This is a genomic window from Nocardioides epinepheli (assembly GCF_037936805.1).
GTDB lineage: Bacteria > Actinomycetota > Actinomycetes > Propionibacteriales > Nocardioidaceae > Nocardioides.
Genome location: NZ_JBBMMC010000008.1, coordinates 53,240 through 75,539, shown reverse-complemented (window position 1 = coordinate 75,539; position 22,300 = coordinate 53,240). Strand labels below are relative to the sequence as shown.

The 22,300-nt window shown below is 70.0% G+C and carries 22 protein-coding genes; 15 read left to right on the top strand and 7 right to left on the bottom strand.

All coding sequences use genetic code 11. The features are described from left to right. Window positions 1-81: 81 nt before the first annotated feature. Together WMR31_RS12415 and WMR31_RS12410 are read left to right on the top strand one after the other, a co-directional pair. The gene (locus WMR31_RS12415) at window positions 82-462 is read left to right on the top strand and encodes a hypothetical protein (protein WP_340539153.1); all 381 of its coding nucleotides are present in this window, start codon (window positions 82-84) and stop codon (window positions 460-462) included. Window positions 463-651: 189 nt separating this feature from the next. Then, the gene (locus WMR31_RS12410; RefSeq protein WP_340539152.1) at window positions 652-1,311 is read left to right on the top strand and encodes a GntR family transcriptional regulator; all 660 of its coding nucleotides are present in this window, start codon (window positions 652-654) and stop codon (window positions 1,309-1,311) included. 44 nt (window positions 1,312-1,355) lie between these two features. On the opposite strand, the gene WMR31_RS12405 is transcribed toward WMR31_RS12410, so the two are convergent. Then, window positions 1,356-2,264 (bottom strand): hydroxymethylglutaryl-CoA lyase, encoded by a 909-nt coding sequence (locus tag WMR31_RS12405; protein WP_340539151.1) that lies wholly within the window; start codon window positions 2,262-2,264, stop codon window positions 1,356-1,358. Window positions 2,265-2,416: 152 nt separating this feature from the next. Between WMR31_RS12405 and WMR31_RS12400 the strand changes: the two genes are divergently transcribed. Both WMR31_RS12400 and WMR31_RS12395 read left to right on the top strand, forming a co-directional pair. Continuing rightward, a complete protein-coding gene (locus tag WMR31_RS12400) occupies window positions 2,417-3,694 on the top strand; it encodes a CaiB/BaiF CoA transferase family protein (RefSeq protein ID WP_340539150.1) in 1,278 nt (425 codons plus the stop codon). Window positions 3,695-3,729: 35 nt separating this feature from the next. Then, entirely contained in the window at window positions 3,730-4,410 is a 681-nt protein-coding gene (locus WMR31_RS12395; RefSeq protein ID WP_340539149.1) for an isochorismatase family protein, read from the top strand. An 80-nt stretch (window positions 4,411-4,490) separates the two neighbouring features. Here the strand turns inward: WMR31_RS12395 and WMR31_RS12390 are convergent, their stop codons facing one another. Together WMR31_RS12390 and WMR31_RS12385 are read right to left on the bottom strand one after the other, a co-directional pair. Then, complete coding sequence (locus WMR31_RS12390; RefSeq protein ID WP_340539148.1) at window positions 4,491-5,327, bottom strand: mycofactocin-coupled SDR family oxidoreductase; 837 nt, start codon at window positions 5,325-5,327, stop codon at window positions 4,491-4,493. A gap of 55 nt (window positions 5,328-5,382) precedes the next feature. Next, a complete protein-coding gene (locus tag WMR31_RS12385; protein ID WP_340539147.1) occupies window positions 5,383-5,772 on the bottom strand; it encodes a GlcG/HbpS family heme-binding protein in 390 nt (129 codons plus the stop codon). A 315-nt stretch (window positions 5,773-6,087) separates the two neighbouring features. On the opposite strand from WMR31_RS12385, the gene WMR31_RS12380 reads away from it, so the two are divergent. From WMR31_RS12380 to WMR31_RS12365, 4 genes are all read left to right on the top strand, one after another. Next, window positions 6,088-6,831: a maleate cis-trans isomerase family protein gene (locus WMR31_RS12380; RefSeq protein WP_340539146.1), complete on the top strand. Its 744-nt coding sequence runs from the start codon at window positions 6,088-6,090 to the stop codon at window positions 6,829-6,831. A 43-nt stretch (window positions 6,832-6,874) separates the two neighbouring features. Next, window positions 6,875-8,011, top strand: coding sequence for a sugar ABC transporter substrate-binding protein (locus tag WMR31_RS12375; protein WP_340539145.1), 1,137 nt, complete (start codon window positions 6,875-6,877; stop codon window positions 8,009-8,011). A 96-nt stretch (window positions 8,012-8,107) separates the two neighbouring features. Then, on the top strand, window positions 8,108-9,148 hold the full coding sequence (locus WMR31_RS12370) for an ABC transporter permease (protein ID WP_340539144.1): 1,041 nt from the start codon (window positions 8,108-8,110) through the stop codon (window positions 9,146-9,148). Then, window positions 9,145-10,677, top strand: coding sequence for a sugar ABC transporter ATP-binding protein (locus tag WMR31_RS12365; protein WP_340539143.1), 1,533 nt, complete (start codon window positions 9,145-9,147; stop codon window positions 10,675-10,677). Before WMR31_RS12370 ends, WMR31_RS12365 begins: the two co-directional genes overlap by 4 nt. Before the next feature lie 72 nt (window positions 10,678-10,749). On the opposite strand, the gene WMR31_RS12360 is transcribed toward WMR31_RS12365, so the two are convergent. Then, a complete protein-coding gene (locus WMR31_RS12360; protein WP_340539142.1) occupies window positions 10,750-11,934 on the bottom strand; it encodes an NAD(P)/FAD-dependent oxidoreductase in 1,185 nt (394 codons plus the stop codon). Window positions 11,935-12,103: 169 nt separating this feature from the next. On the opposite strand from WMR31_RS12360, the gene WMR31_RS12355 reads away from it, so the two are divergent. From WMR31_RS12355 to WMR31_RS12330, 6 genes are all read left to right on the top strand, one after another. Continuing rightward, window positions 12,104-12,472 (top strand): cupin domain-containing protein, encoded by a 369-nt coding sequence (locus WMR31_RS12355; protein ID WP_340539141.1) that lies wholly within the window; start codon window positions 12,104-12,106, stop codon window positions 12,470-12,472. 137 nt (window positions 12,473-12,609) lie between these two features. Beyond that, window positions 12,610-13,428, top strand: a complete 819-nt coding sequence (locus WMR31_RS12350; RefSeq protein ID WP_340539140.1) for an FAD binding domain-containing protein — start codon at window positions 12,610-12,612, stop codon at window positions 13,426-13,428. Then, a complete protein-coding gene (locus WMR31_RS12345) occupies window positions 13,425-13,952 on the top strand; it encodes a (2Fe-2S)-binding protein (RefSeq protein ID WP_340539139.1) in 528 nt (175 codons plus the stop codon). Before WMR31_RS12350 ends, WMR31_RS12345 begins: the two co-directional genes overlap by 4 nt. Continuing rightward, a complete protein-coding gene (locus tag WMR31_RS12340; protein ID WP_340539138.1) occupies window positions 13,949-16,414 on the top strand; it encodes a xanthine dehydrogenase family protein molybdopterin-binding subunit in 2,466 nt (821 codons plus the stop codon). The genes WMR31_RS12345 and WMR31_RS12340 overlap by 4 nt, the downstream gene beginning before the upstream one ends. Next, a complete protein-coding gene (locus WMR31_RS12335) occupies window positions 16,396-16,689 on the top strand; it encodes a Dabb family protein (RefSeq protein ID WP_340539137.1) in 294 nt (97 codons plus the stop codon). Before WMR31_RS12340 ends, WMR31_RS12335 begins: the two co-directional genes overlap by 19 nt. Window positions 16,690-16,711: 22 nt before the next feature. Continuing rightward, complete coding sequence (locus tag WMR31_RS12330) at window positions 16,712-17,065, top strand: RedY/HapK family protein (RefSeq protein WP_340539136.1); 354 nt, start codon at window positions 16,712-16,714, stop codon at window positions 17,063-17,065. Between the two features lie 57 nt (window positions 17,066-17,122). Here the strand turns inward: WMR31_RS12330 and WMR31_RS12325 are convergent, their stop codons facing one another. Together WMR31_RS12325 and WMR31_RS12320 are read right to left on the bottom strand one after the other, a co-directional pair. Further along, window positions 17,123-17,923 (bottom strand): alpha/beta fold hydrolase, encoded by an 801-nt coding sequence (locus WMR31_RS12325; RefSeq protein WP_340539135.1) that lies wholly within the window; start codon window positions 17,921-17,923, stop codon window positions 17,123-17,125. A gap of 198 nt (window positions 17,924-18,121) precedes the next feature. Beyond that, window positions 18,122-19,099 carry an Ltp family lipoprotein gene (locus WMR31_RS12320; RefSeq protein WP_340539134.1) on the bottom strand — a complete coding sequence of 326 codons (978 nt, stop codon included), beginning with the start codon at window positions 19,097-19,099 and terminating at the stop codon, window positions 18,122-18,124. A 201-nt stretch (window positions 19,100-19,300) separates the two neighbouring features. Between WMR31_RS12320 and WMR31_RS12315 the strand changes: the two genes are divergently transcribed. Continuing rightward, a complete protein-coding gene (locus tag WMR31_RS12315) occupies window positions 19,301-20,671 on the top strand; it encodes an L-serine ammonia-lyase (protein ID WP_340539133.1) in 1,371 nt (456 codons plus the stop codon). Window positions 20,672-21,460: 789 nt separating this feature from the next. On the opposite strand, the gene WMR31_RS12310 is transcribed toward WMR31_RS12315, so the two are convergent. Next, on the bottom strand, window positions 21,461-22,291 hold the full coding sequence (locus tag WMR31_RS12310; RefSeq protein ID WP_340539132.1) for a hypothetical protein: 831 nt from the start codon (window positions 22,289-22,291) through the stop codon (window positions 21,461-21,463). Window positions 22,292-22,300: the final 9 nt, after the last annotated feature.

Here is a 22,300-nt window from a genome sequence, read left to right as displayed (position 1 = left end):
TCGAGATGGTCTCCCGTGACGGACGGGGTTGAAATCGTTCCGGAGCGGCGCGCTCGGGCGGGCACCGACATGATGAGGAGCATGGGCGAGCGGACCTGGCAGGAGCGGGCGGCGCTCGGCGAGGAGTTGGCCGCGCAGCTGGACCGGCCCGGCGCCGAGCAGCAGATCATGGCGCTGCTCCTCGATCCCGACGACACCGCGGTCACCTACCGCACGGCGCGGGCTCTGCTCGAGCGGCGCGACCTGCGTGGGGTGCGCCTGGTTCTGTCGGCCGAGGCGAGGGCCGACGCCAACCACGCTGAGTGGCTCGGTGCGGCGTTCTCGAACTTCCGGGCAGACGGGCTCGGCGCCGCGGACGACCACCTGCGGTCGGCGCTCCGATCGGTGGCGCTGGACGGGGACCGCGAGCTGGCCGACGCCGCGGCGGACCTGCTGGAGTGGCTCGGCCTGGACTCGGCCTGAAACGTCGGTCCGCAGCGCCTGCCGGCCCCTTCCGCGAGCTGGCGTCGTCGCGGACCCCTCGCGCTCCGAGTCCCGCAGCTACCGGGCGAACCGGCGTCCGGCGCGGGGTCAGGCCCATGCTCACCCCACCTCTCGCTGAATGCGTTCGTCGCAACCAGGCGGGCCGTCCGGCGCGTAGGATCAGCGATCGTGGCGACTTCCAGCGATCGGGCGTACGAGGCACTGCGCACCGCGATCCTCAACGGCGAGTACGAGATGGGGGTCCGGCTGGGTGAGGTCGAGCTGGCCTCCAGCCTCGACATCAGCCGGACGCCGATCCGTGAGGCGCTGCGCCGGCTCGCCGCCGACGGCCTCGTCGAGGTCGAGAGCAACCGTGGCGCCCGAGTGGCATCGTGGACGCACGAGGACCTCGACGAGATCTTCGTGCTGCGCGAGCTCCTGGAGAGCCATGGCGCAGCGCTGGCCGCGCCGCTCATCACCGACGACGAGATCGGCGAGCTCGAGCAGCTCTGCGGCCGGATGGAGGCGTTGGTCGACCGGCGCACCGGTGCGGCGCTCCAGGAGCTCAACGGGCTGAACCGCGAGTTCCACGACCGCATCCTGGCCGCCTCGGGGAGCCCTCGACTTCCGGGGCTGGTCTCCTCGGTGATGCAGATGCCGCTGGCGCTGCGCACCTTCAGCCGGTACTCCGAGGAGGCCATCCACCGCAGCGGGCACCACCACCGGGAACTGGTCGCGGCGTTCCGGGCGCGAGACGCGTCGTGGGCGGCCGCGGTGATGCGCGCGCACGTCATGGCGGCGCGGTTCGAGGTGGCCTGCTGGAACAGCGACAACGCCCAGGTGTCCTGACCCCTTCCCACGCGACCCCACCGCCCGCGTCGAGGTCCCCTCGATCACGCGGGAGGCGGGAACCGTCCCGCGCGGTGGACCAGGCCCGGTAGGTCACGCTCCAGCACCGAGCCGAGCCACTCGGCCACCGCGATGACGGCGTCGACGTCGACGCCGTGCTCGACGCCCTCGCGCTCCAGTAGGTAGAGCAGATCCTCGGTGGCGATGTTCCCGGTCGCCCGAGGCGCGAACGGGCAGCCGCCGATCCCCGCGACGGAGGCGTCGAGCGTGTCGACGTCGTGCTCGAGGGCGGCGTAGGCGTTGGCGTATCCGGTATTGCGCGTGTTGTGCAGATGCAGCCCCAGCCGGGCGCCTGGGGCGAGCGGCCGGGCTCCGGCAAGCAGTCGGTGCACCTGCGCCGGGACTCCGACGCCGATCGTGTCGGCGAGCACGATCTCGTCGGCACCGGCCGCGGCCGCGGCCGCGACCTGCTCGAGCACGAAGCCGGGGTCGACCTCGCCCTCGAACGGGCAGCCGAAGGCGGCGCCGAGGGTGACCGCGGCCGGCACCCCGACCGCCTTCGCGCTGCGCACGACGTCCATCGCCGTAGCGGCGGCCTCCGCGACCGTGGCGTTCTGGTTGCGCCGGCAGAACGAGTCGGTGACCGGATAGGCCACGTTGACCATCTCGACTCCTGCGGCGAGGGCCCGGTCGAGTCCCTTCCGGTTCAACACCAAGGAGGAGAGGACGACCTCCGCGCGGCGCCGCACTCCCGCGAGCACCTCCTCCGCCCCCGCCATCGCCGGCACCAGCCTCGGATGCACGAAGCTCGCCGCCTCGACCCGGCGCAGGCCGGTGGCCGCGAGCCGCTCGCACATCTCGACCCGGATCGGCGGCGGGAGCACCACGGCGTCGTTCTGAAGTCCGTCGCGTGGGCCCACCTCGGCCACGAGGACACCTGGTGAAGCGCTCATGACCTAACTCCTGTCGTTCAGCGGCGGCGAAGAAGGAAAGTATGCAATAGACGGGTCCGGGCGCCGAGAAGAGTCCACGTCGCTTCTTCGAACCCCCTTGATTGTATGCAACTTTCTTGCACGTTGGCTACTCGTTGTGCTTGGCTCTCCTCATGAACTCCGACGATCGCGCCCTCGGGGCCCCCTCCGCCGGAACCGGTCCGTTGGCGGGCCTTCGCGTCGTGGAGTTCGGCCAACTGCTCGCCGGTCCCTACGTCGGGACCCTGCTGGGGGACTTCGGCGCCGAGGTGATCAAGGTCGAGGCACCCAGGACCGGCGACCCGATGCGGGACTGGGGCCGGCTACGTCACAACGGACACTCGCTGTGGTGGTCGATCGTCGGCCGGAACAAGCGCTCGGTGAGCCTGGACCTGCGCACCGAGCGGGGGCAGGAGCTGGCCCGCGAGCTGTGTCGGTCGGCCGACGTCGTCGTCGAGAACTTCCGGCCCGGGACGATGGAGAAGTGGGGCCTGGACCCCGAGCGCATCCACCGGATCAATCCGCGGTGCGTCTACGCCCGGGTCTCCGGCTACGGACAGTCCGGGCGCTACCGAGACCGTCCCGGTTTCGCCTCGGCCGGCGAGGCGATCGGCGGCCTCCGTTACATCAACGGGCACCCGGACCTCCCGCCGCCACGATCGGGGATCTCGCTCGGCGACACCCTGGCGGCGCAGTCGGCGTTCCAAGGGATCCTCCTCGCGCTCTACGCGCGCGACGCGGGCGGGGGAAGCGGCCAGGTCGTCGACGCCGCCATCACCGACGCCTGCTTCGCGATGCTCGAGTCCGCGGTCGTGGAGTACGAGAAGTGCGGCTTCGTGCGCGAGCCCACCGGAACCAGACTGCCGCGGATCGCACCGTCCAACGTCTACCGCTCCAGCGATGGGAAGTGGGTGGTGATCGCCGCCAACCACGACACCCTGTGGCGGCGTCTGGCTCGCGCCATGGGACGCCCCGAGCTGGGCGACGACCCGCGGTTCAGCACCCATCACAGCCGTGGGGAGAACGAGGACCTGCTCGACGAGATCATCGGGGCGTGGGCCGCGCAGCTCACCGCCGACCAGCTCGACGCCGCACTCGGCGAGGCGGGGGTGGTCAGCTCCCCGGTCTACTCGGCAGCCGACATCTACCACGACGACTACTTCCGTGAGCGTGGTCTCCTCGTCGAGCACCACGACGAGGTGCACGGCGAGATGAGCATGCCCGGTGTGGTGCCGAAGCTGACGGGCACGCCCGGCGCCATCCGCCACGGCGCTCGGTGGACCGTCGGCGCCGACACCCGTGCCGTTCTCGCAGACCTCGGAGTCGAGGACGCCGAACTCGACGAGCTCGTCGGCTCGAACGTCGTCTCCGACGGCCGCGAGGAGACCGCGAGGAACTCTGAGCCAGGCTGAGCACACCAGTCGACCGACAGCGGAAGGAGCACGCGATGTCATCGCAGCCATCAGCAACCCCAGGAGCAGCCCCTTCCGGCACGCCGGAGATGGGCGAGGACTACGCGGCGACGGGCTTCGGGGCCCGGGTCGGCTACGGCAGCAGACCCTGCCTGCTCGTCGTCGACATGGTTCGTGCCTACGTCACCGAAGGTGAGCCGTTCTGGGCCCCGGCCTATGCCGACGTCACCCGCGCGAACCAGGAGCTGCTGACGGTTGCGCGCGCCAGCGACGTCCCGGTCATCTGGACGACCCTGGCCCTCGACGAGACCGAGTGGGACACCGGCTGGTTCCTGGCCAAGGTGCCGTCCCTGCGCGTCTACATCGAGCGCCCCGAGCTGGGCGGCTTCGACGAACGGCTCTCCCCGGTGCCCGGCGAGCTCGTCGTTCGCAAGCAGTTCGCCAGCGCCTTCTTCGGCACCTCGCTCGTCTCCGCGTTGACCAGGCTCTCGGTCGACACCGTGCTGGTCACCGGCGTCAGCACCAGCGGCTGTGTCCGCGCGACCGCGGTCGACGCGCTTCAGCACGGGTTCCGTCCGATCGTGGTGGCCGAAGCGGTCGGGGACCGCTCGGACAGCGCGCACACCCAGTCCCTGTTCGACCTCGAGGCGAAGTACGCCGACGTCGAGCCGGTAGAGCGCGTCGTGCGCTACCTGCGGGAGGGCGCCGCCTCCTGACCTCCGGACGCCACCACGCGCACGCGAAGGCGCCCCGCTCCCAACGACGGAGCGGGGCGCCTTCGCGTCGACGGGGCGGGTCAGGCCGCGCCGTTCACCGCACCCGACCCGGCGAGGGGGCCGATCGTCTCGCCGGTGATGTACTTGGAGTCGGGGGAGACCAGGAACAGGATGGTCCGGGAGACGTCGATCGGCTCGATCCACGGCACGCCCATCGGGTTGATGATGTAGGCCTCGCGGATCTGCTCCTCGGTCGGGTTCTCGATGCCGGGGAGGAACAGCGCGCGGCAGGCGTCGTTCTGGATCATGTCGGTGTTGACGTTGGTGGGCGTCACGGCGTTGACCGTGATGCCCTTCTGCACGACCTCCATCGCCGCCGACTTCACCAGGCCGATCACGCCCCACTTCGCGGCGCAGTAGTGACCGAGATTGTTGAAGCCGATGTGCCCACCGCCGGACGACGTCGCCACGACTCGTCCGTAGCCACGCTCGATCATGTGCGGGAGGACCGCACGGAAGGTGTTGAAGACGCCGGTGAGGTTGATGTCGATCGTCTCCCCCCAGACCTCCTCGGACATCTCGGCGACCTCGACGGCGGTCATGATGCCGGCGTTGGCCAGCAGGATGTCGATGCGACCGAACTCCTTGATCGCCGCGTCGGCGACGGCGTTCAGCTCGTCGAGCCTGCGGACGTCGGCCTGCATCGCGATACAGCGGCGCCCCTCCTTCTCGACCAGGCGCACGGTCTCGTCCATATCGGCCTGGGACGACATGGCGTAGGGCGTGGTGGAGTTGTCGGCGAGTGAGTCGCAGATGACGATGTCGGCACCCTCGCTTGCCAGCAGCGCGGCGTGCGAGCGCCCCTGTCCGCGCGCCCCTCCGGTGATGAATGCGACCTGTCCGTCCAGCTGTCCCATGGGGGATCCTCTCTTCGTTCTGCTGTGTGGATGTGCGGTGCTGTGGGTGCGACGCTCAGTGGGCGTCGAGTGCGGCCTGGGCGATCTCGACGTCCTGCTCGACCGTCCCGCCGCTGATTCCGATCGCGCCGACCAGAACGCCTGCGTCGGTGAGCGGCTTGCCACCCCCGAAAGGGGTGAACCCGGGCACGCTGGTGATGGCGCCGCCGAAGCCGGCGTCGGCCTTCGTGGCTTCCTCCCAGACCTCGGTGGGCGCTCCCATGCCGGCGGCGGTGTAGGCCTTGCCGGTCGCCATGTCGACCGCCATCAAGGGCGCGCCGTCCATGCGTGCGGCGGCGACGAGTCGCCCTGCGGGGTCGAGGACGACTGCCGCGATGTTCACGGCGAGCTCGGCGGCATGCGCGGTCGCGGCAACGATCAGCTCCTGGGCCTCGCCCAGGCTCACGCTTCTTGTCTCTATCGGCACCAGATGCCCCTCCCGCTCTGTGTTCTGTGTCCGGACTACGAGGTGAGCCTCACCCACCAGATGCCCACTGTCAACGCTGGTCGTATACAAATCGGGCTGTCTTCCTCCGTTCCGTACGGTCTTTCATCGCGGCCCCCTTCGGTCGGTCGAGCGTCCGTCCTCCTGCACTGTTGCTGTGTTTCGTCCGTATTTCGGCAGCCCCGCTGCGCTGAGGCTCTTGCCGAGAAGGGGGTCGTATGTACACAATCTAGTCGGAACGACGGGTGTCTCTGGTTCACGGAAGGCAGGGTGCAAATGACCGACGTCCTGGGGTGGCGCGGGGTCTTCGGGGTACTCGCCCCGTCCACCAACACCGTGGTCGAGCCCGACTACTACCGGATGGCGGTGCCGGGCGTCACCGCCCACATCGGTCGCATCCACATCAAGGACCAGACGCTGGCCTCCGACTCCCACTTCGAGGCTCTCCTCGAGCAGATCCGTTCCGAGATCAACCTCGCGTGCGCTCGGGTCCTCACCGCCGAGCCCGACTACCTGGTGATGGGCATGAGCGCCGAGACCTTCTGGGGAGGCGTGGAGGGCAACCGCCAGTTCACCGAGGCGATCGAGTCGTTCTCAGGATTGCGGGTCGCCACCGGCGCCGAGGCCTGCCGGCGTGCCCTCGAGCTCTTCGGCGCCACCAGGATCGGCGTGGTCACCCCCTACCAGGCCGTCGGAGACGCGAACGTCGAGCGCTTCTTCACCGAGCTCGGCCACCCGGTGGCGGCGATCAAGGGCCTGCGCTGCCCGACCGCGGTCGCGATCGCCCGGGTGCCCGAGGACACGCTGCGAGAAGCGATCCACGAGGTCGACGGCGACGACGTCGACGCGATCGTGCAGGTCGGTACCAACCTCTCGATGGTCTCCCTGGCCGATGAGATGGAGCAGAAGCTCGGCAAGCCGGTGATCGCCATCAATGCCGCGACGTGGTGGATGGCGCTGCGCGAGAACGGCGTCACCGACCAGCTCTCGGGATACGGGTCGCTCCTGCGCGACCACTGACACACCACCCAGAGACCCCGGTCTCACTCACCTTGGAGAATCCATGAAGCGAAAGAGCAGGCGCCTGGCAACCGGGCTGGCGTTGGCGTCCCTGGCAATGGTGACCGCGTGTACGAGCGCGACCTCGGACGACGACAAGGACAAGGGCTCGGCGGAGGCCAGCGACAGTCCGTGTGTCGCCGATGCGCAGAAGATCGTCGACAGCGGCAAGGAGCCGTCGCCCTTGGCGATCTCCGACGAAGCGGTCGACGGGTCGAAGATGTCGGGCAAGAGCATCTGGATGGTCACGATCCTCACGAACCAGTGGTCGACCGCGGTCTCCGAGGGCTTCAAGAGCGCCGCGGAGACGATCGGTGCGAAGCCGACGGTCTTCGACGGACAGGGCCAGGTCAACCGCTGGAACGAGGGCATCGCCCAAGCGGTGGCGCAGAAGGCGGACGGCATCATCCTTCTCGGCATCGACCCTGCCAACGTCGCCGAAGCCGTGAAGGACGCCTCGGATGCAGGCATCCCGGTCGTCAACGCGATCTCGGGCAACTACGACGACCCGGTCGCCGACGGCGTCTTCAGCAACCTGTCGGCGGACTACACGCAGGACTCGCGCTACATCGCGGCCTGGACCCTGGTGGACTCCGGCTGCGACGCCACGATGCTGTACCTGTACGGCACGGGCGTTCCGCTCTGGGAGTCCCAGAAGATCGGCCACGACGAGGTCTACGCCGATCTGTGTCCCGACGACTGCGAGGTCATCAACAAGACGGTCGACCTCGCCAACGCCGCCACGGACATGCCGCGCACGACGCAGACCGAGCTCACCCAGAACCAGGACATCAACTACGTCTATCCCGCCTGGGACTCGGCGGTGACGTTCGTGGAGCCGGCGGTCCTGCAGACCCGTCCCGACGTCACGATCGTCAGTCGCGACGGCATCGTCCAGGCGCTCGACGCGATCCGCGACGGCGGGACCCAGCGCGTGACGGTCGCGACTCCGCCGGAAGGCTGGATCGGCTGGGCCACGGTCGACGAGATCGCGCGTGCCCTGACCGGCCTGGAGCCCAGCGGCACCGTCGTGCCCACCCGGCTGATCGACGAGAGCAACGTCGGTGACTCCAACGACCAGATCCAACCCGAGTACGACGGCTTCGAGGCCGTCTACGAGGAGTTGTGGGGCGTCAAGTGATCCACCGCCCGGGCGGGTGCGTGATCCCGCCCGGGCGGACGTCAGCTTCAAATCTTCGAGCGCGGCGGGCTGCAGGCGGCCCGGCAGGAGGACGGGATGTCGACTTCATCCGAGCAGTCCCAGGTGACCGACGGCTCCCCGGCATCCGCACCGGCGAAAGGCCCGCGCGTCGGGGCCGGCGCGGCCCGCGGCGCCTCTGCGCAGGTCCTGATCGAGCGCTATGCCCTCGTGGGACTGCTCGTGCTGCTCTTCGCGGTCAGTGCCCTCTTCCTCGAGGGTTTCCGGTCGGTCGCGGTGATCCAGGCGATGGTCAACTCGCAGGCCATCGTCCTGCTGCTGGCGCTCGCCGCGACGGTGGTGCTGCGCACCGGCGACTTCGACCTGTCCATCGCGTCGGTGATGGTCGCCAGCGCCGCCACCGTCGCGGTGCTGTCCGAGAAGGGCGCCGGCCCCGCGGTGGCCATCCTCGCCGCGCTGGCCATGGGCGTCCTGGTCGGGATGGTCAATGCGCTGCTGGTGGTCGGCGTCGGCGTCGACTCGTTCATCACCACCCTCGGCATGTTCACCGCATTCACCGGTGCCGCCTACGCCATCACCGACTCGCGGGTGGTGGTAGGCGTGCCCGACCTCTTCGTCGAACTGTCGCGGGCCAAGCTGCTCGGCCTCCCGATGACCACCTGGTACGCGTGGATCCTGGTCGCCGTGCTCTGGTACGTCTACGAGAGGACGCCGCTGGGGCGCTACCTGCTGTTCATCGGCGGCAACCGGGACTCCGCACGGCTCGCCGGCATCAACGTCGGCCGGATCCGTACGGGTGCGTTCGTCGTGTCGGGGCTCATGGCCTCGGTCATCGGCATCCTCCTGGTGGGCAACCTGGGCGCGATCGATCCCAGCATCGGCAACCAGTACCTGCTCTCGCCGTTCGCCGCGGTGTTCCTCGGCGCGACCACGATCACCGTCGGCCGGTTCAACGCGCTCGGCACGATGGTGGCGCTCTACCTGCTCGTCGTGGGCATCACCGCGCTGCAGCTCATGGGCGCCCAGTCGTGGGTCAACAACGTCTTCAACGGCGTGGCGCTGATGCTCGCCGTCGCGCTGGCCCGGCTGGCCGGCCGCCGCTCCGGCGAGCGATCATGACGACGGGCGGAGACGACGCCCTCGTCGTCCGGGGGCTCTCCAAGTCGTTCGCGGGCGTGCCGGCGCTGGCTCCACTCGACCTCGCGGTGCCCGCCGGACAGGTCCATGCGCTGGTCGGCCAGAACGGCTGCGGCAAGTCGACCTTCGTCAAGTGCCTTACCGGGTACCACCGGCCGGACGGTGGCGAGATCACGGTCTTCGGCCGGCAGTTGAGCCTGCCGGTGCACTCCCCGGGGGAGCACGGCATCGCGGTCATCCACCAAGACGTCGGTCTCGTCGGCACCATGACGGTGCTGGAGAACCTCGGCGCGAACGCGAAGTACGGGACCCGGCTGCTCTCCCCGGTGAACGTCCGCAGGGAGCGGGCGACCTACCGGGCAGGCTTCGAGCGCCTGGGCGTCCACATCCCCCTTGACGCGATGGTCGCCGACCTGAGCCCGGCCGAGCACGCTCTCATCGGGATCGTGCGTGCGATGCGGTTGATGTCGCACGACCTCGAACACCACCTGTTCATCCTCGACGAGCCCACGGCCTACCTCTCCCGGACCGAGGCGGCCAGGGTCACCGATTTCATGAGGCGGGTGGCGGCCCTCGGCTCGACGGTCTTGTTCATCAGCCATCGTCTCGGCGAGGTGCTCGAGTACTGCGACGCCGTCACCGTGCTGCGAGACGGCAAGCACGTCATCAGCGCGCCCACCGCCGGGCTCTCGCGAGGCGACCTCGTCGCGCACATGCTCGGACGCCGCCTCCAGGACTTCTATCCCGACCCGAGCGCGGTTCGCGACGACGCGGAGGTGCGGATGGCGGCCCGCGACGTGTCCGGCGAGGTCGTGCAGGACCTCTCGCTCGACGTCCGTGCGGGGGAGATCGTCGGTGTCACCGGACTCGCCGGCATGGGCCAGGAGGAGCTGCCGCAGCTGCTCTCGGGAGCGAAGGCACCTCGGTCCGGCTCGGTCACCGTGACCGGTGCAGGCGACGTCACCGGCGATGTCCGTGGCGCGATCCGGGCCGGAGTGGCACTTGTCCCCGGGAACCGGCACCGCGACGGGTGCTGGCTGGACGCCACGGCGGCGGAGAACGTCACCCTGCCTTCGCTCGATCGCTTCCGCAGCAAGGGACGCGTGCAGTGGCGCAAGGAGCGCGGCGCGGCCGTAGGCCTGCTGGAGCGCTCTGGCGTGCGGCCGATGAAGCCCGACCAGGCGATGCGTCAGTTCAGCGGCGGGAACCAGCAGAAGATCGTCTTCAGCAAGTGGCTGTTCGGCGAGCCCGACGTCCTGCTCGTCGACGAGCCGACCCAGGGCGTGGACGCCGGAGCCAGCAAGGAGCTGCTCGAGCAGGTGACCGACCTCGCCGCGAAGGGGACGGCGGTGGTCGTGTTCTCCGGGGACCACGAGCAGATCGCGGCGATCTGTCACCGGGTGCTCGTGCTCAATCACGGACGTGTCGTGGCCGAGCTCAGCGGCGAGGGACTCTCCGAGGCGGCGCTGCTCGAGGCCTGCGAGAGCGTCGAGCCCGTGGAGACCGAGTGACGCGGCGCGGGCCCGCGCCGAGCGAGTCTCGGCGCAGGCCCTCGTGGCGGCTGGGGCGGTGTCCGGGCTCGCTCACATCTTGGGCGGCATGAACCGCCGCGGTGAGTAGGCATCGACGTTGAGCGCCAGCTCGGTCTTCCCGTCGAGAACCAGGTCCGAGACCAGCTTGCCGGTGGCGGCCGAGAGGTGGATCCCCTTGCGACCGTGACCCGAGGCGATGTGCACGTTCGACATCGCCGGCGTGGTGCCGATCATCGGCAGCAGGTCGACCGACATCGGTCGCCCGCCGGCCAGGTCGTCGACGACCTCGGCGTCCTTGAGGAACGGGAACCTGCTCAGGCCCGTCTCGTAGAGGAGCGTGGTGTCCTCCGGCAGCGCGTGCTTCTCGAAAAGCGGCCGGATGTATGCATCCGTGGGTCGGAGCCCTCCGCCGGGAGCTGGGTCCGGCGTGGCCGCGAGCAGCAGGTCGCCGTTCGGGTACTGCATGAGCGCGATCCGCTCGATGACGTGGTGCTTCAGGTCGACGCCGCCGGGAACCTGCAGGATGTGCAGCTGTCCCTTGAGGTTGCACATCGGCAGCGGGAAGCCGAGCCACACCGACGCGGCCGGCGTCCACGAGCCCATCGCGACGACGACGTGGTGGCAGGAGATCGTCGAGCCGTCGGACAGCACGACGCCGGTCGCCGTCTCGTCGGTCCAGGTCAACCCCGTGACCTCCGCCCTCTCGAGCCGGGCCCCCTCGGCCTGGGCCGCCGACATGTACATCCGGGCCAGCTTCCAGCCGTCGACCTGGATGACCGACGGGAAGAGGTAGCCGCCCAGCACGTCGGGCCCGAGAAGCGGCTCCTGGGCCCTGATCTCAGCGGCGTCCAGCCATTCGGCCCCCGCGCCGGCCGCTTCCAGCTGCGGCCCGCTGGCGGCGTACATCTGCTGATGGTGAGTGAGGGCGTCCTCAGAGAACGCGGGCGCCAGGCCTGGCCGATCGTTGAACCAGTTCGGCTCCTCCTGGTACTGCTCCAGATTGGGCATGTGCTCGCGGATGAGCCGGATGCTCTCGAGCCCGATCGCGAGGTGGTCGCCGGGGGAGAAGTCGCCTCCGAAGGCGTTGAAGAAGCCCGGGCCGTGCCCGCTGGCGCCGGCCGCGATCTCCTCCTTCTCCACCACGACCACGTCGGCTCCAGCGCTGCTGAGGAAGTAGGCCACGGACGTGCCGATGACACCTCCACCGATCACCACGACGTCGGCTGTGCGGTTCACGTTGTTCCCTTTCGTAGGCCTGGCGCGCCGGAGCGGCCTTGTGAGGAAGGCTTCCTTATTGTATACAATAAGAGCATCCGTCGCCGGTGGTCAAGGTGCACCCGACTGCCGGACGGAACACCGCACCCGCGGGCGGAGGATCCGCCTGCGGCCCGATGGAGGAGGCCCGTTGACCTTGAATCCCGTCGACCACCTGGTGGTCCCGAATGCCGCGGCGGAGCATCACTCGATCACGAAGGTGGAGGACACCCCACTGCTGACCCCGGCGCAGGTGCGCGTGCTCGCCGAAGGCAGCGAGATGATCCTCCTGGAGGTGCACATGCCGGCCGGGCAGTGCTCGCCGCCGCACGTGCACGATCACGAGAGCGTGGGCTACCTGGTCTCCGGCGGCGCCGAGACCGTGATCGGCGGCGAGCGCTTCGTCCTCGGCCCCGGCGACGGCTTCCGTCACCCGCCGGGGGTCGAGCACTCGATGACCGCACTGGAGCAGGGCGCGGTGTGGCTCGAGGTCAAGTCGCCTCCGGCGCGCACCTGGTGAGGTCGGGTCTGGAGCACTCGGAATCAAAGTATACAACTTGGACGCCTGCTACTGGATGCTGAGGCGGAACCGGGGCTAGGCAACCCGTAAATTGTATGCAAGCATGCGAGGTCCCGTCTCCAGCGACAGGACTCTCGATGAAACTCCCGCCTCTTCGCTACGAGCGGCCGGCGAGCCTGCATGCCGCCTCGGCGCTGCTCCGCGCGGACGCGACGGCGACCGCCCTGGCCGGGGGGCAGAGCCTGATCCCGGCGCTGCGACTCGGCGAGCGCGAGGCGGGCATCCTGGTCGACCTGACCAGACTGCCCGAGCTGCGCGGCATCGAGGTTGGAGCGGGCGCGATCCACATCGGTGCCGGGGTCTCAATGCTCGAGGTCGAGCGCTCCCCGCTGGTCGTCGAGGCGGCGCCGCTGCTGCGGCGGGTCCTCGCCAGTGTCGGCGCGGTCGGCATCCGCAGCCGAGCCACTCTGGGGGGAAGCCTCGCGTGGGCCGACCCGTCCTCGCAGCTGCCCGCCACCCTCGCCGTCCTGGGGACCGACGTCGAGACCACCGAGCGGACGCTTCCCGCCGGCGAGCTCCAACGCCGAGCGAATGCGACGGTCCTCGAGCCCGGCGAGCTGATCGTCCGGCTGCGGATCCCGGTGGCAGCGGGGTCGTGCGGGTTCCAGCTGGTCCGGCGCACGCACCTGACCTGGCCCATCGCCGGTGCGGTGGCCGCGGCCGCGGGGCGCGACGTCCGGCTCGCGCTGTTCGGCGCCGCAGGACGGCTGGTGCTGGTCGGCGGCGCGGACTCCGCGGCCGAGAGCATGCTCGCCGAGGCGGCGTCCCTCATCGACCCCTACGACGACGAGAAGGCCAGCGGCTGGTATCGCCGGCAGGTCCTGCCGACGCTGGCCCGGCGCGCACTGGCCGAGCTCGGATCGCGCGGTGTCTCGACGCAGCGTGAGGCGTCATGACGAGGACGGTGCGAGCGACGGTCAACGCGCTGGCCTACGAGGCCGCCGTCGAGGACCGCACCAGCCTCGCGGACACGCTGCGTGAGAGTTGGGGCCTGGCTGGGACGAGGCTCGGTTGCGAGCACGGCAGCTGCGGCGCCTGCACCGTGCTGGTCGACGGACTCCCCGAGCGCGGCTGCCTGGTCCTCGCCGTCCAGGTCGACGGCCGCGACGTCGTCACCGTCGAGGGTCTGGCCGACCCCGACGGGGGCATCGGTCATCTGCAGCAGGCCTTCCGCGACGCCCACGGTCTCCAGTGCGGCTTCTGCACCTCCGGGATGCTGCTCACCGCTCAGGCACTGCTCGACGAGGACCCCGACCCGGCGCCCGACCGCGTCCGCGACTGGATGCACGGCAACCTGTGCCGCTGCACCGGCTACGACCAGATCGTCGAGGCGGTCCTGCTTGCCGCGCGGCGGGTCCGCGAGTGCGCCGGCTGTGCCGGGTGCGCCGAGCGCGCCCGGTTGCGGGAGGGCGGCGCATGACCGGCGCGGGCCCGCGCGTGGTCGGGACGCCGCGGGCGACGGTGGAGTCGGCGCGCCACGTGCGCGGCGAGGGCCGGTTCGTCGGCGACCTGCAGCTTCCCGGCATGCTGCACGTCGCCTTGGTCCGCAGCCCCCACGCCCACGCCCGTGTGGTCGGGGTCGACGTCGCCGCGGTGCGGTCGGTTCCCGGAGTCCGGGCCGTGCTCACCGGCGCCGAGGTCGCCGCGGCCACCCAGCCGGTGTTCACGATGGCCGCCATGCACCGCCCGCCGCTTCCGGTGCCGATGCCTGCCCTCGCGGCCGACAAGGTCCGGCACGTGGGCGAGCCGGTCGTCGCAGTGGCGGCCACGAGCCGGGAGATCGCCGAGGACGCCGCGTCCCTGGTGCGGGTGCGCTACGACGTCCTCCCGCCGATCACGACGCCCGCCGAGGCGATGGCGCCGGGTGCGCCGCTCGTGCACGAGAGCCTCCCCGGCAACGTCTTGATGGAGCGCTCCTACGACTTCGGCGAGGTGGAGGCCGAGTTCGCCCGGGCCGCGCACGTGGTGCGGCGCCGGCTCCGCTGGCCGCGGCAGACCGGTGCCGCGCTGGAGCCCTTCGGCTGCGTGGCCCGGTGGGAGCGCGGCTCGCAGGAGCTGACCTTCTGGAGCAACCATCAGAGCAACGTCCTGCTCTGGACGCTCGGCGCCACACTCGGCCTGGCGCCGGCCCGGATCACCGCGATCCCGCGAGACATCGGAGGCTCGTTCGGGGCGAAGTTCTGGCAGCCGCGCGCGATGGTGGTCTGCGCGCTGCTCTCGCGGGCCACCGGGCGTCCGGTGCGCTACCTGGAGGACCGCGTCGAGAACCTCGTCGGCGGCGACAACCACGGAGAGGACCGCAGCTACGACGCCGAGCTCGCCCTCGACGAGGACGGCACGATGCGCGGCCTCCGGTTCTCGGTGGTCGAGGACTACGGCTCGGCTTTCGTGCTCGGCCCGATCAACAACGCCGAGCCGCTCGCCCAGGCCGGAGGCCCTTACGACATCGCCGCGGTCGGCATGAGGTTCACCGCCGTCGTGACCAACAAGGTGCCGCAGGCGGCCTACCGCGGCTTCGGCGGCACGGCGTACAACTTCATGCTGGAGCGGCTCGTCGACGCCGCCGCCGACGAGCTGGGCATCGACCGGGTCGAGCTGCGCCGACGCAACCTCCTGACGCCGGATCGGTTCCCCCACCGCACCGTGACCGGCAACGTCTACGACTCCGGTGACTATCCGGCGGCGCTGGACAAGGCGCTGGCCGAGTCCCGGTACGCCGAGTGGCGCGAGCGCCAGCGCGAGGCCCGCACCGAGGGACGGGCGATCGGCATCGGCGTCGTCACGTGTCAGGAGCGCAGCGTCCAGGGCGGCACCGCGCTGTGGGTGATGTTCGACCAGGAGCCCGGGCGGGGCACCACCGCGGCAGAGACCGCCACGGTACGGATCGATGCCCAGGGCACCGTGCGCGTCGCGCTCCACTCACCCTCGCTCGGCACGCCGACCGAGACCGTGGCGGCCACGATCGCCGCCGAGGAGTTCGGGGTCGCTGTCGAGAGCGTCGTCGTCTCGCGCTTGGACACCTCGGTCGCCGGGCCGGCCATGGGCCCCTCGGCGAGCCGGCTCACGGTGATGCTGTCCGGCGCAGTCGCGGGCGCCGCCCGCGAGGTGCTCGAGCAGGTCCGGCCCCTCGCGGCGCGCCTGCTCGAGTGCGCCGAGGACGACCTCGAGTGGGATCGGGAGCGCGGCGGGTACGCCGTACGAGGCGCACCGTCGAGCTTCGCCTCCCTCGCCGCCGTGGCGGCGCTGGCCAACACGCAGGCCCTGTCGTTGCCCGACGGCATCCGCAGTGGGCTCGAGAGCACCTTCACCTACGACCATCCGATGGCGACCATGCCCGTGGGTCCGGTGGACGGCGCGACCTCCGCGGACTGGGGGAGCTTCTGCCCGATCATCGGGCACACCGTGCACATTCCGGTGGTGGAGGTCGACACCGCGACCGGGCAGGTGCACCTCCTCGACTACTACGTGCTCCACGACTGCGGCACGGTGGTGAACCCGGACGCCGTCCGGGGCCAGGTCGTGGGTGGCGTGGCCCAGGGGATCGGCACGGCGCTCTCGGAGGCGCTCGAGTACGACGCCGCCGGGCAGCCCCGGGCGCGCGACCTGCGCAGCTACTTCGTCCCCACCTTCCTCGACGTCCCGCCGATCCGGCTCGGCCACCTCGAGACGCCGTCGCCGTTCACCTACCGCGGGGTCAAGGGCGTCGGCGAGGGCGGCCGGATGGCCGCACCGGCAGCGATCGCCGCGGCGGTGGAGGACGCACTCGCCCCGTACGGCGTCCGCGTCGACCGGCTGCCCCTGACGCCGGAGGCCGTGCTGCGGCTGCTCCGCGACACCCCGGAACCCGACTCGAAGGAGGACCCTTGCTCCACCACCACGTGATGCTCACCCTGGCCGGCTCCGCCACATCCGAGCAGCGCGACGCGATCATCGACGGGCTGCGCGCCCTGCCGGATGAGATCCCCGGCCTGGAGTCGATCGAGGTGTCGGCGGACGCGGGCCTGGCCGAGGGCAACGCCCACGTCTACTTCCACATGACCTTCCGTGACGAGCAGTCGTGGCGCGAGTACACCTCGCACCCGGCGCACGTCGCCTTGGCCCAGGAGCACATCCGCCCGGTCCTGGAGGCCAAGACCGCGATCCAGCAGTTCGACTGACACCCACCACCCAGGAGGAAAGATGGCACGCAAGCTGGTTCTGCTCACCTACAACATCAAGCCGGGGAGCGATCTGGAGGAGTACCGGGAGTTCACCCGGACCATCGACTACGGGAAGTTCCGGCAGAACGACCGCATCCAGGAGTACACCAACTTCGTCGTCACCAAGAACGTGCAGGGGCAGGAGTGGTTCAAGCACTTCGACCTGCTCTACGTCGACGACTTCGAGGCGTTCGACGCCGGTGGCAAGCGGTTCTTCGGTGATCCGATCATCCACGAGCACGCCCAGAACTGGGTGGACCGCTGGGGGATCGACGACCCGCAGGAATGGGCGAAGAACTTCAACGTGTCCTACTGCGACGAGATCTGGGGCTGAGCGGCCCTTCCGCCCTTCGCACCCCATGCGGCGTCGGGGTGCGAAGGGCGGCGTTCGTCAGGCGGTGCGCAGGCCCGTGAGGAAGTCGAGGTAGATCGTCACGACGGCCTCGGTGTGCTGGTCCAGCGCGTAGGCGCCGCCGGGAAGCACGTCGGTGCGCATGTCCGGCTTCGACGCCGCGGTGGCCTCGAAGTAGGGCCACAGGATGTCCTCGGTGCCCGACATCAGCAACGCGGGGCAGCCCACCCGCTCCAGGTGCGCCTCGAAGTCCTGAGAGAACACCGCCCGGTAGGCCTCGGGCCACCGGGGTGAGGCGATCAGCACGTCGACTGCTTCCCGATGACGCAGGTCGACGTCCGGCGGCGACGCCACCGGCACCGCGTCGATGCCCGCGACCCGCTCCCAGGCTCGGAGCAGGTGTGCGCCGTCGGCGCTCAGGGGAGCGTCGGACACGCCCGCCAGCCAGTTCGCCCGGGCCTCGGCACCCATGGCGAGCCCCCCGATCATCGCCAGCGACCGCACCGCCTCCCCGTGCCCGGCGGCCCACTCGCACGCCAGTGCCGCGCCCGTGTGGTGGCCCAGGAGGTGGTAGCGGTCGTGGCCGAGGGCGGCGACCGCCTCGGCCAGCGCGGCCACCAGCTGTGCGGTGCTCGGCTGCGCGGCATACGGGTCGCTGGCGCCGAACCCGGGGGTGTCCAGCGCGATGAGCCGGTACCCGCTGGGCATCGCGGCCATGAACCGCTCGTACATGCGCGAGGAGGAGGCGGTCTGGTGCAGTAGCACGACGACGGGTCCGTCCTCACCCACCCAGCGGTAGTGCACCTGGCCGGTCGATCCGTCTACGTATCCCTTGCGCATGACGCTCCGTATACAAGTCGTGGAGATGGAGGGGGCTTCGTCCCGCTCACAAGTCAGGATGCAGCAGGATCTGCATACAATCTGGTAGCGCTGGCCTGCTCGTCAAGCGGCGTGGCACCCCAGACCGACGGCCGCGGCAGCCGGGCGCCGATGGCAGTCGGGTTTCGTCCGTAACGGCTCGGTGTCGTGCTGTCGTCGCTACAGGCCGACCTTGTCCGCGGCGTAGGTGGCCTGCTCGAGGGTGAACTGCTCGCCGTACGCGCTCGAGAGCTGCTCGATGAGGCCGGCGCGGGAGAAGGACATGAGGTCGAGGTAGTTCCTCGCCGACGCGACCGCCTGTTCCCTCCAGTCGACGTCGAGCTGGTCGACGGCCCAGGTGGCGTCCTCGACCTTGAAGCCGTCGCCGTACTCCGACGACAGCTGGTCGATCAGCCCGAGACGGCTGAACGCCATGAAGTCCAGGTAGTTCTCGGCTGACTCCAGCGCGTTCTCCATGGCGACCGAGACCTCGGAGCGGCCGGGGTCCGCGGGGAAGGCATCCACCGAGTCGGCCACGCTGTCTCCATCGGAGTCCGTCGAGTAGCGCTCGTCCTGGGGGAAGTCGTCCAGGCTGTCGGCGACGCGGTCGCCGTCGGAGTCCTTGCTGTAGTCGGCGTCGCGGGGGAATGCATCCTCGTGGTCCGGGACGCCGTCCTTGTCGGTGTCGACGTCGTCGGCGGTCCGCACCTTCGGGTCCTGGGGGCGGTAGTCGGCATCGTCGGTCACGCCGTCACCGTCGGTGTCGATCGGCTCAGGCGCCGGCGCGGCTGCGGGCTCGTCGTCGCGGACCTCCTCGACCGTCGCCTCGGAGTCGTCGTCGATCTGAACGTTCTGGGTCGGCTTGTCGCCGGCGGTGTCGTTCTTGGTCGCGTCCTCCTCGCCTCCGATCCCGCCGGCGATGGCCGCGATCACGGCAGCGGCGGCGATTCCGGCCGTCGTCTTCGGGTGCGCCTTCACCCAGCCGGCGAACCTGCTGCCGCCGGCCGCGGTCGGGGCCGGCCCGGGCGCTGCTTGGACCGGATGCCATTGGCGGCCGTCCCACCAGCGTCGGTACCCCGATCCTTCGGGATCGGGATACATGCCCGGGGGAGGCGGGGGCTGGTTGGCGGGGCCTGGCTGGGCAGGGTGGTCGTTCATCCGAGATCTCCTTGGCGAGTGGCGGAGCATCAGCCTGGGCGCCGGACGGCGACCGCGTCGGAGAACGCACCACCTCTGTCCGATCGCCGTGACGCATGGCCCGATCGGGCTATGCCGGCGGTACGACGGGTTGCTCGTCCAATTCGCCTCGCGGGGCTATCGTCCAGTGATGAGGCCACGTCGGACGGGTTGGGGGACAACGTGGCGCTGAGCGCTTTCGACCTGTACTCGATCGGCATCGGGCCGTCGTCGTCCCACACCGTGGGGCCGATGCGGGCGGCCAAGACGTTCGTCGACGGCCTGGTCGCCGACGGTCTGCTCGACGACGTCGATCGGGTGAAGGTCGAGCTCTTCGGCTCGCTGGGCGCCACCGGCCACGGGCACGGCTCGGAGCGAGCGGTGGTGCTCGGGCTGGAAGGCGAGGTCCCGGCGACCGTCGACACGGTCGCCACCCAGAGCCGCCTCGAGGAGGCGCGGGCCGACCGCACGATCCGGCTCGCCGGCGTCCGCGCGATCGGCTTCGACCCCGACAAGGACCTGGTGCTGCACCGGCGCAAGTCGCTGCCGGCCCACCCCAACGGCATGCGCTTCCTCGCCTACGGTGCCGACGGCGAGGTCGTGCGCGAACGGGTCTACTACTCGGTGGGCGGGGGGTTCGTCGTCGACGACGACGCCGTCGGCGCCGACCGCGTCGTCCTCGACTCCACCGAGGTGCGCTACCCGTTCACCACCGGCGCGCAGCTGATGGAGATCTGCGAGCGCGAGGGCCTGCGGATCAGCGACGTAATGCTGGCCAACGAGCTGTCGTGGCGCAGCGAGGAGGAGGTGCGCGCCGGGCTGCTGGAGATCTGGGCGGTGATGCAGGAGTGCGTGCGCGAGGGCTGCGCCGCCGAGGGTGTCCTGCCCGGCGGTCTCAAGGTCCCGCGGCGCGCCCCCCAGCTGTCGGCCGACCTGAACGCCCGCGGCGACGGCGACCCCCTCGACGTCATCGACTGGGTGAACCTCTACGCCCTCGCCGTCAACGAGCAGAACGCCTCCGGCGGCCGCGTCGTCACCGCCCCCACCAACGGCGCCGCCGGCATCATCCCCGCGGTCCTGCACTACTACAGCCGCTTCGTCCGCGGCGCCGACGACGACGGCGTCGTCCGCTTCCTCCTCACCGCCGCCGCCATCGGCATCCTGTTCAAGGAGAACGCCTCGATCTCCGGCGCCGAGGTGGGCTGCCAGGGTGAGGTCGGCTCGGCCTGCGCCATGGCCGCGGGCGCGCTGTGCGAGGTGATCGGCGGCTCGCCGTCCCAGGTCGAGAACGCCGCCGAGGTCGGCATCGAGCACAACCTCGGCCTCACCTGCGACCCCATCGGCGGCCTGGTCCAGATCCCCTGCATCGAGCGCAACGCGATCGCCTCGGTGAAGGCCATCAACGCCGCCCGCCTCGCCCTCAACGGCACCGGCTCCCACAAGGTCTCCCTCGACAAGGCCATCAAGACCATGCGCGACACCGGCCGGGATATGCACATCAAGTACAAGGAGACGTCGCGGGGTGGGCTGGCGGTGAATGTCATCGAGTGCTGAACGCCCCTCCTTGGCGTCGCAGACCGTCGCGATCTGCGCAGCTGTATCGACCTCGTAGTCTTCGGCGGAGTCGGCAGGCCACGCGGCCTGTTTCAAGGCGGTCGATCGCGGCGGTTTGACGCAACCGTCACGAGTCGCGCAGCAGACCCTGATGGCGCGCGCTGGCTCGCCAATCCGTTCTTTGCACGGGCAGCGAGGTCCACGCTAACCAGGGGGCACAACGTTATGTCTGATCGGGCTGTTGCGACGGGTGTCGTGCTGCGTACTCCTTCATGAAGTCTGGGCAGAGCGCTTCGCACAGCTCCTCGACGAGCTCCTCCTCGTCACCCTGATCGAACCGATGAACTCTGTACTTGGCTACGGCGGGTCCCCCGCAGAACCGGCAGAAGGCAGCCCGAGTTTCTTCGCTCGTCGACATGGCAAACACTCTGGCACGCAGGTCCCTGGTCGGCGGCGAGCAAGGCGAGTCCCGCTCGCGGCGGTTGGACGCGACTGTCACCCGTTCGTGCAGCAGACCCTCGTTCTGGCCCTGATCTGGACGGCACTCAAGTTTTGCTGCGGTGGTTCCGGTCAGCGTCGGCCTGCTCATCCGGGCGTGGCTTGCCGAGCGACCTACCCGTCGGCACCAGCAGTTCGTCCCGATGGGCTACGCGCCGGCGAGGGGTCGGACCCGGACGACTGCGCCGTAGAGGCAGCGAGCGGCCCGGCGCGAGCCGGGGCCGCTTTCGCATCTCGCTGTCTCACACGAAGAACGTGGGCATGGTTTCCTCTATGAACCCGGTGAGTTCATCAACTACGGCGGTCGGCCACCCGAAGTAGGACGTCGTGTAGTTCAGCGCGTTGTACAAGGCGCCAGGGCCGCTCGCGCATCGTTTTCCGTGGCCCGATGTCGATGCGGAGAAGCGCCTCGTGGTGGCCTGCCGCTGGATTCTCGGCCCAGACACGTCGCTCACGGGCGGCGTAGAGGGTCGGGTGGGTCTGGTTGGACAGGATGCCGTAGATGCCGGTTCCGGTGCGCCCGTCGATGGTTCCGCCGAAGGTCCTGGTCAGTTCGTACATCCCTTCGACGGCGGCCTTGAGGCTCGGCAGGGTTTGTCCGTTTAGTGTCCGGGCACCCGGTGACTCGCGCGTCGCCCCGGGGAACCGCTGAAGGATCTCGCTCTTCAGTGCCTTGTAGTATGCGCTTGCCCGGACATAGGACGGGTGCGTCTTGGCGTGCAATCGGCCGGCATTCTTCTTCGCCTCCTCCGCGCTGAGAATCTCCTCCAGATAGGCGCGGGCGAGCCGGTCGTCCGACGGTTCGTCGGGGTCCTCGCCGAGCACCCACACCGCGTGAGCGCAGTTTTCGATGACTGAGCGGATGAGGGCTGGCGTCGGGAAGATGACCTCGCCACTCGCGTACAGGCTGGCAAGCGCACCGAGCTGGCCGCTCGCCGTGAGTAGGTAGGTCTGGACGACTTCGGCGATGAGCCGATGCCCGGTCTCTCCGCGCGGTTCGGTAATTGCCGGGTCGGGCGACGGTAGGTCCAACGTGGCCGTCGCGGCGCCGGAACCTGGCTCTGGAATCCCGTGGAACCGGTCTGCCGTGTTGAAGAACGCATCACGGCAGGCGAGGAACAAGCCAGCTAT